The organism is Yeguia hominis (assembly GCF_014384705.1).
In the GTDB taxonomy this organism is placed as follows: domain Bacteria; phylum Bacillota; class Clostridia; order Oscillospirales; family Acutalibacteraceae; genus Yeguia; species Yeguia hominis.
This window is the reverse complement of record NZ_JACRSN010000005.1, coordinates 1-14,482: the sequence shown is the minus strand read 5'-3', so window position 1 is coordinate 14,482 and position 14,482 is coordinate 1. Positions and strand designations below refer to the sequence as shown.

The following is a 14,482-nucleotide window of genomic DNA, read 5'->3' as shown; positions in this document are numbered from 1 at the left end:
TCATGCCGGATTTATCTCTTTTAAAAACACTCTGCACAACCGATGGCATCTCTGGTGACGAAACCGCCGTGCGGGATCGAATTCTCCAGGAAATCCGACCTTATATCGATGATTACAGCATCACGCCGCTCGGAAATCTCATCGCCTTTAAAAAAGGCGCCTCCCGCCCCAAAACCAAACTGATGGCAGAGGCGCATATGGATGAAGTCGGTATGACGGTCACCCATATCACGAAGGAAGGCCTTTTAAAATTTGAACCAGTCGGCGGAATTGATCCGCGTGTCCTTGCCGGAACATCTGTCACGGTTGCGGGACGTTATCCCGGCGTTATCGATGTTAAACCGATTCACCTGATCGACCGGAGCGACCAATGCAAGGCCGTTCCGATTACAGAGCTCTATGTCGATATCGGCGCAAAAGATGAGGCTGACGCGGAACGCCATATTGCACTGGGAGATTCCATTACGTTCTCACCGTTCTTTGATATGCAGCACGGAACCATCAAAAGCCGGGCACTGGATGACCGAGCGGGCTGTTTTCTGCTGATTGAATGGCTGAAAAAGCCGCTGCCTTATGATATGATCTTCGTGTTTTCCGTACAGGAAGAGATCGGACTGCGCGGAGCCAAAACGGCGGCTTACACGGTGGCGCCTCAGGCTGCGATTGTGGTCGAGACCACAACGGCGGCCGACATTGCAGGCGTTTCTCCGGAAAAGCAGGTCTGCCATGTTGGAAAAGGGCCTGTGCTCTCCTTTATGGATCGGGCAACCATTTACGATCGCGAGTATTTCCGCATGGCCCTGCAAATTGCAGAGAACGCCGGTATTCCCTGCCAGGTGAAACAGGCAATTGCCGGCGGAAACGATTCCGGCGCCATTCACACTGCACGCGGCGGCATCCGCACCATTGCGGTCTCGCTTCCCTGCCGGTATCTGCATAGTCCGGTCGGCTTGATCTCTGAAGAAGACCTTCTGCACACCGCTGCACTTTTGCCGCTGCTTTCGGAAAAAATCGCCGAAACAGATCCTTCCGTCTTGCAAAACATCTGAAATTCCAGTATAATAGGTTCTGGGTCTGTACCCTGTATGGACCTAGTATTTGCGGGTATGGCGGAATTGGCAGACGCGCCAGATTTAGGTTCTGGTGGTAACCCCGTGCAGGTTCAAGTCCTGTTACCCGCACCATACTGAATACCCATAAGGGCCTTAAAAGCCCTTGTGGGTATTTTGTTTTATGTAGGCCAAGGTGCTGCTATGCGCTTTGGCTTGTTTCTTTGTGTCCGAAGATATGGAGGTAAGATTCTTTCTCCTGCTGGTTCATCTGTGGCAGTTCCACTTGCCCGATCATTTTGTAGTAGATGTCCACCCTTTGCACCGTTTCACCAAACCTCTGCTCCCTGTGGTGTACGACAATCTTGTCAACAAATTCCCGCAGTATTTCCGGGGTCAGTTCCTGAATATCCGTGTATTTCCGTACAAGCTGCAGAAAGCCTTCCGCATTCAGTTCATGCTTCTGTTCTTCTGCAACAATCTGTTTTAAGTGACGGACACGTTGCGATAATTCAGTTTGCTCGTCCTCATACTTCTCGGACAACTTTTTGAAGCGTTCCTCGGTTAGATTGCCAAGAACCTTTTCTTCAAACAGCTTTTCATATAGGACATCCACTTCTTTGCTTCTGGCGACTGCGGCTTGCAAAGCCTCCTGATTCTTCCTTTGCTGAAGCTGAATTTGCTTGTACTGCTCGTCTATAACGATTTTTACGAACTCGTTCTCAAATGCAGAAGCAAAGCGAACAATGTCAGATAAGCTTCGGGTAACAATCTCAGTGCTATGGAGAAGTCTCGACTGCCATACCGCACAGCCGCATAGCAGCTTTTTTTATATGCTCAGTCGGGCGTCCAGCCGGACGTCTGCTTTGCTATACCCTTTTTGAACCGTCTACTTTTTTCGCCTTTCCGTGCATCTTTGGCTTGACTTCTAATAGGTTGTCTTTCTCATCCGAAAATGAAAATGCCACCACCCACCACGCCTTTCGGCAGACAAGGCAGGCAATCGCAGACTGTACCTGCCCGCCCATACACATTCTGGCGACTGACGATATTAGATTTTTAACCGGAGGTATAGTCGGGTATGCCCTGTTTCAGGGCGTACCCGTAGTTATCGTTCGCCGTCAATCTGGTGGCGGCGTAAAGCAGGGTTTGGGGAAGGCACTTCCCAACAAGATTCCGATAGGACAGAATGAGCGGCAGACGAAATCTGGCGCCGCGGTAGAATCTTACTCTGCGACTTGCACACTCCGCCCTGTCGTGACCTGCTCTGTTTCCTCCCTTCATCCACTACCCCTTCTGTGCGGGACGGTTTTGGCCATTTCCGGCAAAAAAGTTTTGCAGGAGGGATAAAGCGGCGTCCGTATTGTCCATCTTCACCCATTACTCGTTTTGCAAAGGTACGTTTGGGCCAGTTTTCGGAAAATATTTTATAAGATGAAAAAAGAATGGTCTGCCTCACAAATCGTTCATAATGAAATACCCGTAATTCAATTATTTGCCCTTGGATTGCCCGGTGTTCTCTGGAATAATACATGATTATAACAAACAAAAGGAGGAAATATCATGAAAAGGATATTTTTTATGCTAATCAAGTGGATTCGTCATATCACAATTCAGAAGCGCTTAAATATTTGCCTCTTCCTGATTATTTTTATCCCCATGTTTTCTATTTGCGTTTTTGCCTATCATAAAACGTTTCATGATTCAAAAGAAAAAATTAGCTTTTTTTCTTCAGAAATCATTATGAAAGCTAGTGAAAACATTCAACAGATGGTGGAATCTTTGGAAAACAATAGCATCGACATCGCCTATAATGATATATTGCAGGATACTTTACTGAGATATGATACTTTAAGCGAATTTGAACGGTTTCAGCGGGAAATAGAAATGACAAATATCTGCACCAAAAAATTTATCCAGAATTCTATCGTCACGGATGTGTTGGCCCTTACCAGCCGGCAAGAGCCTTTGCGTTGCTATGGAGATACCTCGTTCCGTCTTCGTCCCTCCCTGTTGTCGCTGCAGCAGATAGAGGCTAAAATGCAAACACTTCAGGTTTCCAGCGTTTATTACCCTGTGAATCCATTTTTTGAACAGCGGATATCTCCGGAAATAAATTACAATCGGGGAGATGGCTTTGCTTTATGCCGGGAAATCAAACAGCCGGAAGACGGCAAAAAGATTGGCACATTAATCATGCGCATTGACGACAAGCAACTGCAGTATAAATATACCAACTTAAACTTGGGGAACGGGTCAGAATTTATGATCGTCAACGCAGACGGTCAAATCATATCTTCTTCCATTGGAGAAGCTCCGGGTACGCTTCGCTCTGAGTTTCTCCTGGAATACGGCGTGAATACCTTAGCTGGGACAAAAACATTGTCGTTCGACGGTAAGGATTATTTGGGTGTCTTTCATCCTATCGAAGGAACGGACTGGACCTTATGGGGACTCATCCCTTATGAATATATCAATGATTCGTCCCAGAAAATGGGGCTGTCGATTTTAGGAATTGGCCTGATTTGCACCGGGCTGGCCTTTTTTATAGCGGGAGTTCTGTCAAAAAGCGTGAAACAGCCTCTCAAAAAACTGGACAAGGCCATGGAATCGGTCGTAATCGGGGGATTCGACGATTCCAAGCTTTGGGACAATGCCCCAGACGAATTAGGGAAGTTGAGCCGAAAATTTGTACATATGACAAGGGAGCTGGAAACCCAGGTTCAGAGGCTAATTGAGGAAGAAAGGCAAAAGCGAGCGTTTGAAATCCAGGCGCTCCAGCGCCAGGTCAACCCTCATTTTATGTCCAACACGCTTAATACAATCGCCTATCTGGCGCGAATCCAGGGAGCGGAAAATATTGAAAAGGTGACGCTGGCGCTCATTAATTTGATGCTGGCCAGCTCGGGAAAGGATGGCAGCCTGATTACCGTGGATCAAGAGGTTTCCTATATTAAGGACTATCTTTATATCCAGGATTTCCGTTTTGGGAATATTGTGGAGGTCGGCTATCAAATTGCACCGGAAATCCGCCGGGCGCTGATTCCTTGCTTTCTTTTGCAGCCGATTGTGGAAAACGCGCTTTTGCATGGAATTCGCGACATGAAAGTTGGCGGGAGGCTCCTGATCGAAGGGAATCGGTGGGAAGACACTTTGCTGTTTTCCGTAACGGACAACGGGATTGGAATGAGCACCGAACAGATACAAAAAGCGTTGTACGAAGGTCCTGACGATAGTTCCTCTCATTTCAGCGCCATTGGGATACGGAATATCAATGACCGGATTCGGCTGCTCTTTGGGGATGATTACGGTCTCTCCATCGAGAGCGTGGTTGGACAAATGACAAGAGTGCAAGTGAAGCTTCCTTGGATACAGCAGGAGGAAAAAAATGAAGAAGATACTGATTGTGGATGACGACGATTTATTCCGTTCAAAATTAAGGGAGTTTCTGCTCGCGGAGGATAGGGGGCTTTTTTTACTGGAGGAAGCCCCGGACGGCCAAAAAGCGCTCCGGCTAATAGAAAAGGAAATACCGGACGTTGTGCTGACCGATATCGATATGCCCGGGATTAATGGCATGGAGCTAATCCGGTTTATTAAAGAAAATTACCCTTCCGTCGCCACCATTGCCTTGAGCGCATATGACGATTACAAGTATGTCCGTAACAGCCTGAAACTGGGGGCCAAAGATTATTTACTCAAACATATGGTGACGCCTGAGTCGCTTTTAAGGCTGCTGAAGGAAGCGGTCGATCTGCCGGAACCGCCGGAGGACGGAAATCAGCGCCGCCTATCCCGTGCGGAAATGCTGAAACAGCTGTTGCAGAGCAAGGCTGAGGAGGACGACGGATCGGATCGTCTGCGCAAATATCATCTGAGCGAAGATGGCGGCGTAATTTGCGCCTCTTTTCTCTGCCGGTTAAAAAAATCGGTTTCCGAAAACGCCAAGACCCATGATCCACGCTTTTTGGCGCAAAGTGTGGATCATGTTATCAAAGGTGTATTGTCGTTTTATCCGTTCGCGGACCTGATTCGTTTTAACGACGAGGAAGCTCTCCTTTTCTTTGATTTGAAGGACTCCGTCAGCAGAAAAGTAATGAGGATTGAGATCGAAAAATGTCTTGCTCTGCTGCGCCATAAAATAAACTTGCTGCTCAACGCCAATATTTTTTTCGGGGTCAGCCGCGAGTTTTCCGGCCCGAAGAAATATACCGCCGCGCGGTCGGAATCTTCAAACGCTTTGAGGATGCGTTTTTTCAGCCCTGACGATACGGTATATTATCAATCTTCTCCTCCATCAGATATCCCCATCATTCCCGACATGGATGTCCTCTCCAATTTGAGTGAGTGCCTACGAGTGAAAAATACAGAAAGAGCAATCGGCATTATCAACGGTTTTTTTAACGAGATCCAGAAAAAAAAGCCGCCTTATTTCCGGATCCAAATTTTTTGCCACCTATTGCTCCAAACCATAGAAGAAACCCTAGAGAAAGAGCGGCCATACGAGATTCATTCCCTGCCCTTCGCGGGAGAGGAATCCGAGACAGATTTAACGGCCATTCGTCAATGGTTCTGCATGGCAGCAGAACAAGCCGCGTCGGCACAAGAGGATATTGCCTACTCGCCAGCTACCAAAGCTGCTTTAGCTTTTATCCAAAGCCATTATTCAGAAAACATCTCGTTAAAGGACGCCGCAAAGGGCATCGGATTTAATCCCAGTTACCTTAGTCGTGTTTTCCGGGAGGATACCGGCGTGCCCTTCACTTCTTTTTTAAATTCCTTTAGGATCCAAAAAGTATTGTCTGTTCTGAAAAAGAATCCTGAAAATAATTCCTTGGCAGCAATTTCTCAACAGGTTGGATTTGGAAGCTACAATCATTTTTGGGATGTTTTTAAAAGATTGACTGGTTTTACTCCGGAAATTTATATAAAAAACAGTAAAAATAGTGAAGCTCAAAGTAAAAATTAGGAATATTAGCAGGCCCTTGAAGCTGATAAAATAAATTCGCGGACAGGAAAAAATGAATCCCTATTTCTCCGCTATGGACGAACGCTCATGCTGCAGGATGAGCAGAAGATGTGATGGGAAACATGCCGGCCTGTTTCCAAAAAATTAAGGAGGAACCATATGAAAAAAGTAATTTCTATCGTTTTGGTATGCCTTTTAATGATTACTTCGTGCTTGACGGGCTGCGGGTCTCAAAATAGCAGCGAAAGCGCCGCCGTTTCTGGTGGTAACGGAAGTTCGCAGCAGGCTTCGGCAGAAGGCGAAACCACGCCGATCACGTTCTGGCTGTTCAACGACGTCAACCTCGGCTACTGGGAGGAAATGGAACGCTCTTACAATGAGAAAAACCCGGACGCTCCCATCGATCTGATCGCGGAGCCTTACCCAGTTGAAGAAATGCATAATAAATTGCAGATTGCCATCCAGTCCGGATCCGGCGCTCCAGATATCGCTGACGTTGAAATCAGTAGGTTTCCCAATTTCTTGAAGGGGGATATCCCGTTCGCGGATCTAACCGGTATTGTTGATCCGGTTAGAGAAGACTTTGTAGAATCCCGATTTGAAATTTACTCAAAGGATGGGAAAGTATACGGTCTTCCTCTTCATGTAGGCGCTACCATGATGTTCTATAACACAGAAATCCTTGCGCAGGCGGGCGCGAAACCGGAGGATATTGAAACTTGGGACGATTTTGTGGAAGTGGGCAAAAAAGTGAAGGCCGCCACGGGCAAGCCGATGACCACCGTAGAAACCACAGACGTTTTTGGTTTTTTCCCATTGATCATCCAGCAGGGCTCTGATTTCTTTGAGAAAGACGGAAGCGTCATTATCAACAATGAGACGAACGTCAAAACACTTCAATTCTTGTATGACATGGTGTATACTGACGAGATTGCGGTGCCAACCCCCGGCGGCAATCACCATGCGGAAGAATTCTACAGCTTCTTCAACCAGGGCGGCTCTGCAGCGTTGATGATGCCGATGTGGTATATGCTCCGGTTTGTTAACTACATGCCGGAATTGCAGGGCAAAGTCAAAATGTATCCCCTGCCGCGCTGGACGGAAGGCGGAGACCGTTCCGCTGGCATGGGCGGCACTGGAACCGTGGCTATCAAATCAAGCCCCGTGCTGGAAAAGGCGATAGATTTCCTGGATCACTCCAAGCTTAGCGAAGAGGCCCAGATAGACGTTTGGACTATTTTAGGGTTTGATCCTCCCCGCCACAGTGTGTGGGATTCGGAAGAAATGAAAGAGGATAATCAATTCACCGACTACTTTGATCAGGATCTTTTCAGCGTCCTGCTGGAGGTTGAAAACGAAATTGATTCCCCTACTGTTGTGGAAGGGTATGCGGAAGCCAACAATTTGGTTGCGCAGGAATTGATGTTTACTGTAATCGGTGATCAGTCGAAGACGCCGAAAGAAGCATTGGACGAAATTGCGACAAAATTGAGCAAATAACAGCAGCCCAGGCCCCTGTGAACATCCTTCATGGGGGCCTTTCTGCTTATGAGGAGCTGATTATTTTGAAACAAGTTTGGAAGAAGTTTAATTCCACAAAGGTAGTCCCTTATGTGTTTACCCTGCCTTTTTTAGTAACTTTTTTAATCTTTTTCCTTTTCCCTATTATCCGTACCATTTTAATGAGTTTTCAGGAGATCATCCCGGGTAGCACGGAATGGATCGGACTGGAAAACTACCGGGATCTTTTCGACGATACCTTTCTAAAGGCCCTGTACAATACCTTTATCTTTACGTTTTTTTCTGTGGTGATCCTGATTCTGCTTCCGATGTTTTTAGCGGTATTGCTCAATTTCAGTATCACTAGGTTCAGAAATCCACTAAAAATGTTTTTATTCCTTCCGGCGGTGGTTTCCACAATCGTTGGCGGCGTGATCTTCCGTCAGATTTTCGGTGAATTGGATACGTCTTTTATGAACCATATTTTATCGTTTTTTTCCATCCCGCCACAGCAATGGACGATGCATGCGTCTACTGGTATGTTTTTGATGGTGCTCCTGGCGGTTTGGCGCTGGACTGGGGTGAATATCCTTTATTTCTTGGCGGGCCTGCAAAATATATCGGGAGAATTATATGAATCCGCCGATATGGATGGGGCTAACTGGTTCCACAAATTCTTTTACATTATCCTTCCCTCCTTAAAACCCGTCGTGCTGTTCGTCATGGTGATCAGTGTGTCCGCAGGGCTGAAAATGTTTGAAGAAAGTTATGTCTTTTGGCAGGGAACTTCTCCCAAAAACATAGGCCTTACCATTGTGGGATATATTTATAAGGAAGGAATCGCCCTTGGAAAAATGGGTCTGGGTTCCGCCGCCGGTGTGATCCTTTTAATCTTGATTATGCTGGCGAGCATTATTCAATTTAAGCGTTTCGGCCTGTTTGAGGAGGAATAAAAATGAGCAGGAAAGCCGGGAAATTCTTTTCTTACCTTTTTGTAGCATGCATGGCGTTTTTGGCGTTATTTCCTATTTTTGCTTTATTGCTGGCTTCCTTTAAGCCGAGCACAGAGCTTTTGCAGTATGGATTGAACCTGAATCTCCAGCCGGATAAGCTAACGCTAAACAATTATATCAGTATCTTTACCAGCAGCGGGAATTATCTTTCTTGGTATAAAAACAGTATCATTGTACTTTTAATCGCTACGCCGTGTTCTTTGCTGCTGTCTTCCATGGTGGGTTATGCGTTGGCGGTCTATCAGTTTAGAGGGAAAAAAGTCATCTTTCTATTGGTTATCTTAATTTTAATCATCCCTGTAGAAATCCTTCTGCTTCCGTTATATCAGTTAATTTCCAGTCTGAGTTTGATGAATTCCTTTGGGGGTCTAATTCTCCCGTTTTTAGTTTCCCCGTTAGCCGTTTTCTTTTTCCGTCAGTATGCCGCCGGGCTCCCCTCTGCATTGCTTGACGCGGCAAGGATTGACGGCTGCATGGAATATCGCATTTTTTTCCAGATTATGATGCCGGTTATGCTCCCGGCTTATGGGGCGATGGCTGTGCTGCTGGCGATGAACAACTGGAATTCGTTTATTTGGCCTTTAATAGTGATGCAGTCCAACGCTTCCTTTACGCTTCCTGTAGGGATTGCATCCCTGAACAGCCCATATTCCACAAATTATGAAATTATGCTCTCCGGGTCGGCTCTTACAGTAATCCCGATTGTGATTATCTTTTTCTTTTTCCAAAAGTATTTTATTGCCGGCCTGACCAGCGGAAGCGTAAAGGAATAAAAGGAGGGGTTTTGATGGCAGATATCAACTCTATTTTGCAATGGCTGGGCAGTATCCCTGTTGTTAGCAGCCACGAGCATCATTTGGAAAGCCCGGAGCAGCAAAAACTGGATTTGGACGGTATTTTCCACCGCTCTTATGTCGGCTGGTGCTCAACGCCAAAAGACCGGACAAAAGAGGCGCGTTCCCAGTGGCTTTCCATCATCCGTGCGAACAGCTATTTTGTCTGGCTGGAAAAAAGTATCATGGATATTTATGGGTGTGGGCCCATCACGGCGGAGAACTGGGACGCGGTTTCCCATGCAATCCGCGAATCGCATCAAGACGCCTGTTTTCATTGGCAGATCCTCACAGAAAAGGCAAATTATCAGCGCTTTGTGGAAGACAGCTATTGGAATCCCGGCGGATGCGCAGGGAACCCTAAATTAGCGGCTTCGGCATATCGTATGGACAGCTGGATGGCAGGATTCCACCCAGACTGCCTGGATCATGACCGGATGAATCCTAGAAAATTCATTGACGGTAAGCCGGATTGCCTAGATGCTTATCTTCATGCAATCCGGGAAGATATTAAAAAACAGCCCACAGTATGCACATTTAAATGCGCAGCAGCCTACGAGAGGGTTCTGCTTTTTGAGCCGGTATCCAAAGCAAAAGCGGAAGCTGTTTTCGGCAAGGCCCCAGAAGAGGCAACCGAGCAGGAAAAAAAATGCTTCGGCGATTATATTTTCCATTATTTTTTAGATCTCGCCAAGGAAATGGATCTGCCGGTACAGATCCATACGGGTCTCGCAAGGCTAGCTGGTTCCAACCCAATGATGTTGGAGCAGGCAATAGAAAATAACCCGGAAGTAAAATTCGTCCTATTCCACGGCGGGTTCCCTTGGGTAAATGAGGTTGCTTCACTGGCACACAATCACCCTAATGTTTATTTAGACATGAACTGGATCCCCTTGGTGTCCACAGAGGCGGCTAAAAACGCCTTACATACCTTCCTGGAGATACTTCCAAATTGCAACCATCTGTCTTGGGGAGGAGACGCTTGGACTTCAGAAGAATCCTTCGGTGCGCTGATGGCTCTGCGCTTTGTGATGGCAGAGGTGTTTCAGGAAAAGCTTTCTTCCTCCTTCTATTCTTCGGCATTGATTGAGGAGCTTGCAAATAAAATTCTTTGGGAAAATGCCAAAAAATTGTATCGGCTATGAAAAGAGGTCGAAATTTGGAACTCAAAAATGAGACATCCAAATTCCGACCTCTTTTCTATGCTGAAAGCCAAGAATTCAAGCCAACTTTTCGGTGTTACCCTCTTTGGCAGAAAGGGAACATCCAAAAAGAAAAATCAAAAAATTAGAATTCGTGTGTACCATTTTTCCTTTTCCGTAAAAAATGGTTGCCTCTTGATATTGCACAATATGTAATGTTATAATTTATAAAACAAAGGAGATGAGTGCCTTGAAAGAAATTCAAATCCATTCGAGACGCGAACTGGACATCTATATGAATCCGCAACGTCAGCGGATTCTAAAATGCATGGATCTAAACGGGATCGCTATGACGCCCAAACAGATTTCCGTCGCCCTTGGAATCTCCGCATCGGCCATTACCTTTCATCTAAAAAAGCTGGAAGAATTGGAACTTGTGGAACTCGATCACACAGAAACCATCCGGGGAATCTGCGCAAAATTTTATAAGCGCGTGCCCGCGACCATTTGTCTAAACGGCGGCGTACAGGATGATCTTCGTACGGAAAAAGAAGCGCTTATGGATTATCTGATGAATGACATCTGGAAAGACTTTCAGCAATATCTCCATAGCGCAGAAGTATCGCCAAACACGGGACTGGCGGGCGACATGATCAGCGGTGTTTGTTATCTCGATAAAGAAGCTGTCCGCACGCTAAAACACTTTATGTGGGAATTCCAGAAAAAATACAGCAAACCCAGAGAGAACGCAGCAGCTTGGGAGGTTGCGCTTCTGGCCTTTCCCGGGAACCGCGATGATAATCAATGAAAACAAGTCACCGGCTGATCTTTTTCCTAAACGCTTTTTCGACGGGACTTGTCGCCGCAGTTCTTTCCCTGATTTATCTTGCGCATGGTGCAGATATCCAGACCTTATCCATATTCATCAGCATCTTTGCAGTCAGCACGATCCTGCTTGAGCTGCCCAGCGGTATCCTGGCAGATCTTTTCGGCAGAAAAAAGATGTTTCTTCTGGCTGCACTTTGTTCTGCGGCGAGCAATTTTTTGCTGATCTTTGCACACACGCCATGGTTGCTCGGAATTTCCTGCATCTTCCGTGGTGCAGGAACGGCATTTGCCTCCGGTTCCTTGGAGTCACTGGAAGTAGAACAGAGCGTGCAAAGCGGCGGCAATCTCTCTGCAATCAACAGTGCCATCGCGGTTACAGAAGGAATGGGGCTGGCGCTTGGCGCCGTCTGCGGCGGGATTCTGGGCAACGCAGAGGATGCCTACGTCCTGCTGCTTGGGACTGCTGCAGGAATAGAATGTGCCGTATTCGTTCTGACTGCCTTCTTTATACAAACTACCGCGCGCCGGCCGCAAAAGGCGTCAAGAAAAGTCAAAGAACAGTTAAGCGCCCTTGTTCGCGGATTAAAGGAATCGAAGATTTTGCGGCTCATTTTTTCCGCGTCTATTTTAACCGGCAGCGTACAGGCGGTTACAGAGGTTTATTGGCAGCAGAATTTTATCGCCTGCGCACCATCAAATTTTCGTTGGAGCATCGGAATCCTCTGTGCACTGGGCTATGCTGCCGTCATTTTGGGCAGTAAAACGGAACCCAGACTGGCAGACAGAATGGGGGATTTTCCGCTATACTGGCTCACAAAATTTGCCCTGCCGCCTGTGGTCGCAGCGCTCGGGCTGTGTCAGGATTGGCAGCTGTTCGTCTGCATTTATGTGCTAATCGATATTGTTTTAGGCATAGGTGACGTGAGCGAACGAACCCTGCTGCATGCTGCAGTGGAGGATGCATGCCGGGCGAGCATGCTGTCGGTTTATTCTCTTGCGCTGCGCATCGGCGTGGTGATTTCTTCTGTTTCGGCGGCCGTCATCGTGCCGAAATGGGGAGCCATAGGCATCTGGCTGATCGTACCGCTTTCCGCACTGGCATTGCTAACCGCGCTATTCCTGACGGCTGGACGCGAAACACTGAAACCGCCTTGTGAAAAGAATTAGAGCCGTTAAAATCCGGCGCGCAAGTTTTTTTCTTTTTAATCCGATTCCAAACCATCCGCTGCAAAATTTCGGACTTCATACGCAAAATACGGATCTCGCCGGTGATATCCCAATTTTTCGGCAAGGGCAACTGACGAACGGTTCTGGGCATCCCAGCTGGGATACAGCCCGCGATCCAGACAAGTTACGATCAGTTTGGCGCTGCAGGCGCAGGCCAGCCCTTTCCGTCGATACGCCGGCGCCGTGTCGACTTCTATTTCAATTCCTTCCCGGTATCGGCTATACGCGGAAGCACCCGAAACAATCCGGCCGTCTTTTACCGCAACGATTCCCAAACCAAGCCGTTCAAAGGCTTCATAATCGGCATACTGGGAAACCAGATCCCGACTCCACGGGTTTTGGCGGCACTGATCAAAAAGCGGTTTTTCTATATTTTGCAAAACATAGCCGGAGGGCAGTGCTTCCGAAAATTTTTCCAGGACTCTGCGGTCAAACCCATTCGGCTCTTTCCGGATGGCATACCGTGTCACGCGGGTCGCGGCATCTGAAAATACCTGCCGTATTTTGATTTCCCAGTTTTCATTTTGCGGAACAAAAATACAGAACGCGCCCGGGTTTTGTTGTTTCCAAAAACGGAGCAATTCTTCGTCCGGCCTGCCTGCCAGAAAACCAAAATCTCCTAAAAGCGCCATCGCACATCGCGGGCAGACGGAATCATCTGCGTAAATTTTCCCCATGACGCCCTGCAGACATGACCAGATCATGGTTTCTTCCCAATCCTTGAACAGGTGTGCTGCCATTTGCGGCTGAGACAATTTGATCATTCCGAACACACCCTCCTTTTCTCATGGCTTTTTTTATATATTTTTCTTCGACTTTCTGCGAAAACGCGCAGATCATTTTTGATGTCCGCCCTGTGTTCCGCGTCAAAAATGTGGTAAAATAGATGCAGAAACTTTGGACAGGCTGGTGATCCCCTATGCTAAAAACCAACGCGATGCGTGCGCTTGACAAGGCAGGCATCCACTATACTCCCTATTTCTATGAGCCGGACGAGACCGATCTTTCCGGAATTCACGTCGCCGCACAAATCGGACTGCCGCAGGAATTCTTGTTTAAGACACTTGTTGCACGCGGAGATAAACACGGACTGCTTGTCTTTTGTATTCCGGTAAATCTGGAGCTGGATCTGAAAAAATGTGCCGCCGCTGCAAAAGATAAGCGTGTAGAGCTGCTTCCTGTCAAAGAACTCTTGCCGCTGACCGGATATCTTCGCGGCGGTTGTTCGCCCATCGGCATGAAAAAAGCCTTCCCCACCTGGTTTGATGAAAGCGCAGAACTCTATGATGAAATCGTCATCAGCGCAGGCATCCGCGGCTGTCAGCTGCAGTTAAACCGGGCACAGCTTCTGCAATTTGTCGGCGCATCCCTTGGCGACCTGACTGCATAACGGCTGACCGGAAAGCGCCTCCTGGCGCTTCTCCACGAATACACGCCGGACTGTTCGGGCAACAGATGGTACCGGTTTTTGGGAAGCCTCTTCTTTTTTTGTACTCCATTTTCGCATTTTTAAAAGCACCGCCCAGCAGCATTCCAGAAAAACAGGTCGTTTCAAACTGCCCGCCGCTAAAGATCGCTCTCCATGCGGCTTCAGAATTCTGCGGCAAAAGCGCCAAAGACAGTTTCGAACATCCATCTGCCTGACCAAACCGCTTTCGACTCTGGCCGATTGCGGAAACAATCAAAACGATCAAATTTTGTGCCAGGCCAAATCCTGATAAAAAAAGCAGACCGAAAGGAATTTCCTTTTGATATGTACCCGGTTTTCTGGACACCGGCTTAAAAATGAATAATTAAGCTTCCATCATGGATGCTTCCCTGAATTTAGAGGGAGGCATCCATTTTGTTTTAGCTTGGATTCTGGTGTTATTGTAATAATCAATATACTCGGCAATCGCCTTAGAGAAGGATTCAAAGGAAG

At 47.2% G+C, this 14,482-nt stretch carries 14 protein-coding genes and 1 tRNA gene; 11 read left to right on the top strand and 4 right to left on the bottom strand.

Annotated features, from left to right (window positions below; all coding sequences use genetic code 11):
- Positions 1-2 precede the first annotated feature (2 nt).
- Together IAG03_RS04330 and IAG03_RS04325 are read left to right on the top strand one after the other, a co-directional pair.
- A complete protein-coding gene (locus IAG03_RS04330) occupies positions 3-1,049 on the top strand; it encodes a M42 family metallopeptidase (protein WP_249318587.1) in 1,047 nt (348 codons plus the stop codon).
- A 51-nt stretch (positions 1,050-1,100) separates the two neighbouring features.
- Positions 1,101-1,184, top strand: a tRNA-Leu gene (locus IAG03_RS04325).
- Positions 1,185-1,251: 67 nt separating this feature from the next.
- Here IAG03_RS04325 and IAG03_RS04320 read toward each other — a convergent pair.
- A complete protein-coding gene (locus tag IAG03_RS04320) occupies positions 1,252-1,695 on the bottom strand; it encodes a DUF4368 domain-containing protein (protein WP_249318586.1) in 444 nt (147 codons plus the stop codon).
- Between the two features lie 413 nt (positions 1,696-2,108).
- Positions 2,109-2,333: a hypothetical protein gene (locus IAG03_RS04315; RefSeq protein ID WP_249318585.1), complete on the bottom strand. Its 225-nt coding sequence runs from the start codon at positions 2,331-2,333 to the stop codon at positions 2,109-2,111.
- Between the two features lie 279 nt (positions 2,334-2,612).
- On the opposite strand from IAG03_RS04315, the gene IAG03_RS04310 reads away from it, so the two are divergent.
- The 8 genes from IAG03_RS04310 to IAG03_RS04275 all read left to right on the top strand — a co-directional run bounded on the left by IAG03_RS04310 (position 2,613) and on the right by IAG03_RS04275 (position 12,501).
- Positions 2,613-4,463 carry a cache domain-containing sensor histidine kinase gene (locus tag IAG03_RS04310; RefSeq protein WP_249318584.1) on the top strand — a complete coding sequence of 617 codons (1,851 nt, stop codon included), beginning with the start codon at positions 2,613-2,615 and terminating at the stop codon, positions 4,461-4,463.
- Positions 4,438-6,018, top strand: a complete 1,581-nt coding sequence (locus IAG03_RS04305; RefSeq protein WP_249318583.1) for a response regulator — start codon at positions 4,438-4,440, stop codon at positions 6,016-6,018. The genes IAG03_RS04310 and IAG03_RS04305 overlap by 26 nt, the downstream gene beginning before the upstream one ends.
- Before the next feature lie 159 nt (positions 6,019-6,177).
- Positions 6,178-7,518, top strand: coding sequence for an ABC transporter substrate-binding protein (locus IAG03_RS04300; RefSeq protein ID WP_249318582.1), 1,341 nt, complete (start codon positions 6,178-6,180; stop codon positions 7,516-7,518).
- Between the two features lie 65 nt (positions 7,519-7,583).
- Positions 7,584-8,471, top strand: a complete 888-nt coding sequence (locus IAG03_RS04295; protein ID WP_249318581.1) for a carbohydrate ABC transporter permease — start codon at positions 7,584-7,586, stop codon at positions 8,469-8,471.
- 2 nt (positions 8,472-8,473) lie between these two features.
- Complete coding sequence (locus tag IAG03_RS04290; RefSeq protein WP_249318580.1) at positions 8,474-9,304, top strand: carbohydrate ABC transporter permease; 831 nt, start codon at positions 8,474-8,476, stop codon at positions 9,302-9,304.
- Between the two features lie 14 nt (positions 9,305-9,318).
- Positions 9,319-10,509 (top strand): amidohydrolase family protein, encoded by a 1,191-nt coding sequence (locus IAG03_RS04285; RefSeq protein ID WP_249318579.1) that lies wholly within the window; start codon positions 9,319-9,321, stop codon positions 10,507-10,509.
- Between the two features lie 247 nt (positions 10,510-10,756).
- Positions 10,757-11,314 (top strand): winged helix-turn-helix transcriptional regulator, encoded by a 558-nt coding sequence (locus IAG03_RS04280; protein WP_249318578.1) that lies wholly within the window; start codon positions 10,757-10,759, stop codon positions 11,312-11,314.
- The gene (locus tag IAG03_RS04275; protein WP_249318577.1) at positions 11,311-12,501 is read left to right on the top strand and encodes an MFS transporter; all 1,191 of its coding nucleotides are present in this window, start codon (positions 11,311-11,313) and stop codon (positions 12,499-12,501) included. Before IAG03_RS04280 ends, IAG03_RS04275 begins: the two co-directional genes overlap by 4 nt.
- A gap of 35 nt (positions 12,502-12,536) precedes the next feature.
- Here the strand turns inward: IAG03_RS04275 and IAG03_RS04270 are convergent, their stop codons facing one another.
- Positions 12,537-13,325 carry a GNAT family N-acetyltransferase gene (locus tag IAG03_RS04270; RefSeq protein WP_249318576.1) on the bottom strand — a complete coding sequence of 263 codons (789 nt, stop codon included), beginning with the start codon at positions 13,323-13,325 and terminating at the stop codon, positions 12,537-12,539.
- Positions 13,326-13,480: 155 nt separating this feature from the next.
- Between IAG03_RS04270 and ybaK the strand changes: the two genes are divergently transcribed.
- Complete coding sequence (ybaK, locus tag IAG03_RS04265) at positions 13,481-13,951, top strand: Cys-tRNA(Pro) deacylase (protein WP_249318575.1); 471 nt, start codon at positions 13,481-13,483, stop codon at positions 13,949-13,951.
- A 403-nt stretch (positions 13,952-14,354) separates the two neighbouring features.
- Here ybaK and IAG03_RS14510 read toward each other — a convergent pair.
- Positions 14,355-14,482 (bottom strand): IS3 family transposase (locus IAG03_RS14510; RefSeq protein WP_430472435.1); only part of this gene is annotated, 128 nt, incomplete at its 5' end.

Bases quoted from the DNA above. Each gene is read 5' to 3' on its own strand.
- IAG03_RS04300 (WP_249318582.1), top strand. From the start codon at position 6,178: ATGAAAAAAGTAATTTCTATCGTTTTGGTATGCCTTTTAATGATTACT.
- IAG03_RS04310 (WP_249318584.1), top strand. From the start codon at position 2,613: ATGAAAAGGATATTTTTTATGCTAATCAAGTGGATTCGTCATATCACA.
- IAG03_RS04305 (WP_249318583.1), top strand. From the start codon at position 4,438: ATGAAGAAGATACTGATTGTGGATGACGACGATTTATTCCGTTCAAAA.
- ybaK (WP_249318575.1), top strand. From the start codon at position 13,481: ATGCTAAAAACCAACGCGATGCGTGCGCTTGACAAGGCAGGCATCCAC.
- IAG03_RS04330 (WP_249318587.1), top strand. From the start codon at position 3: ATGCCGGATTTATCTCTTTTAAAAACACTCTGCACAACCGATGGCATC.
- IAG03_RS04285 (WP_249318579.1), top strand. From the start codon at position 9,319: ATGGCAGATATCAACTCTATTTTGCAATGGCTGGGCAGTATCCCTGTT.
- IAG03_RS04315 (WP_249318585.1), bottom strand. From the start codon at position 2,333: ATGAAGGGAGGAAACAGAGCAGGTCACGACAGGGCGGAGTGTGCAAGT.
- IAG03_RS04270 (WP_249318576.1), bottom strand. From the start codon at position 13,325: ATGATCAAATTGTCTCAGCCGCAAATGGCAGCACACCTGTTCAAGGAT.
- IAG03_RS04290 (WP_249318580.1), top strand. From the start codon at position 8,474: ATGAGCAGGAAAGCCGGGAAATTCTTTTCTTACCTTTTTGTAGCATGC.
- IAG03_RS04275 (WP_249318577.1), top strand. From the start codon at position 11,311: ATGAAAACAAGTCACCGGCTGATCTTTTTCCTAAACGCTTTTTCGACG.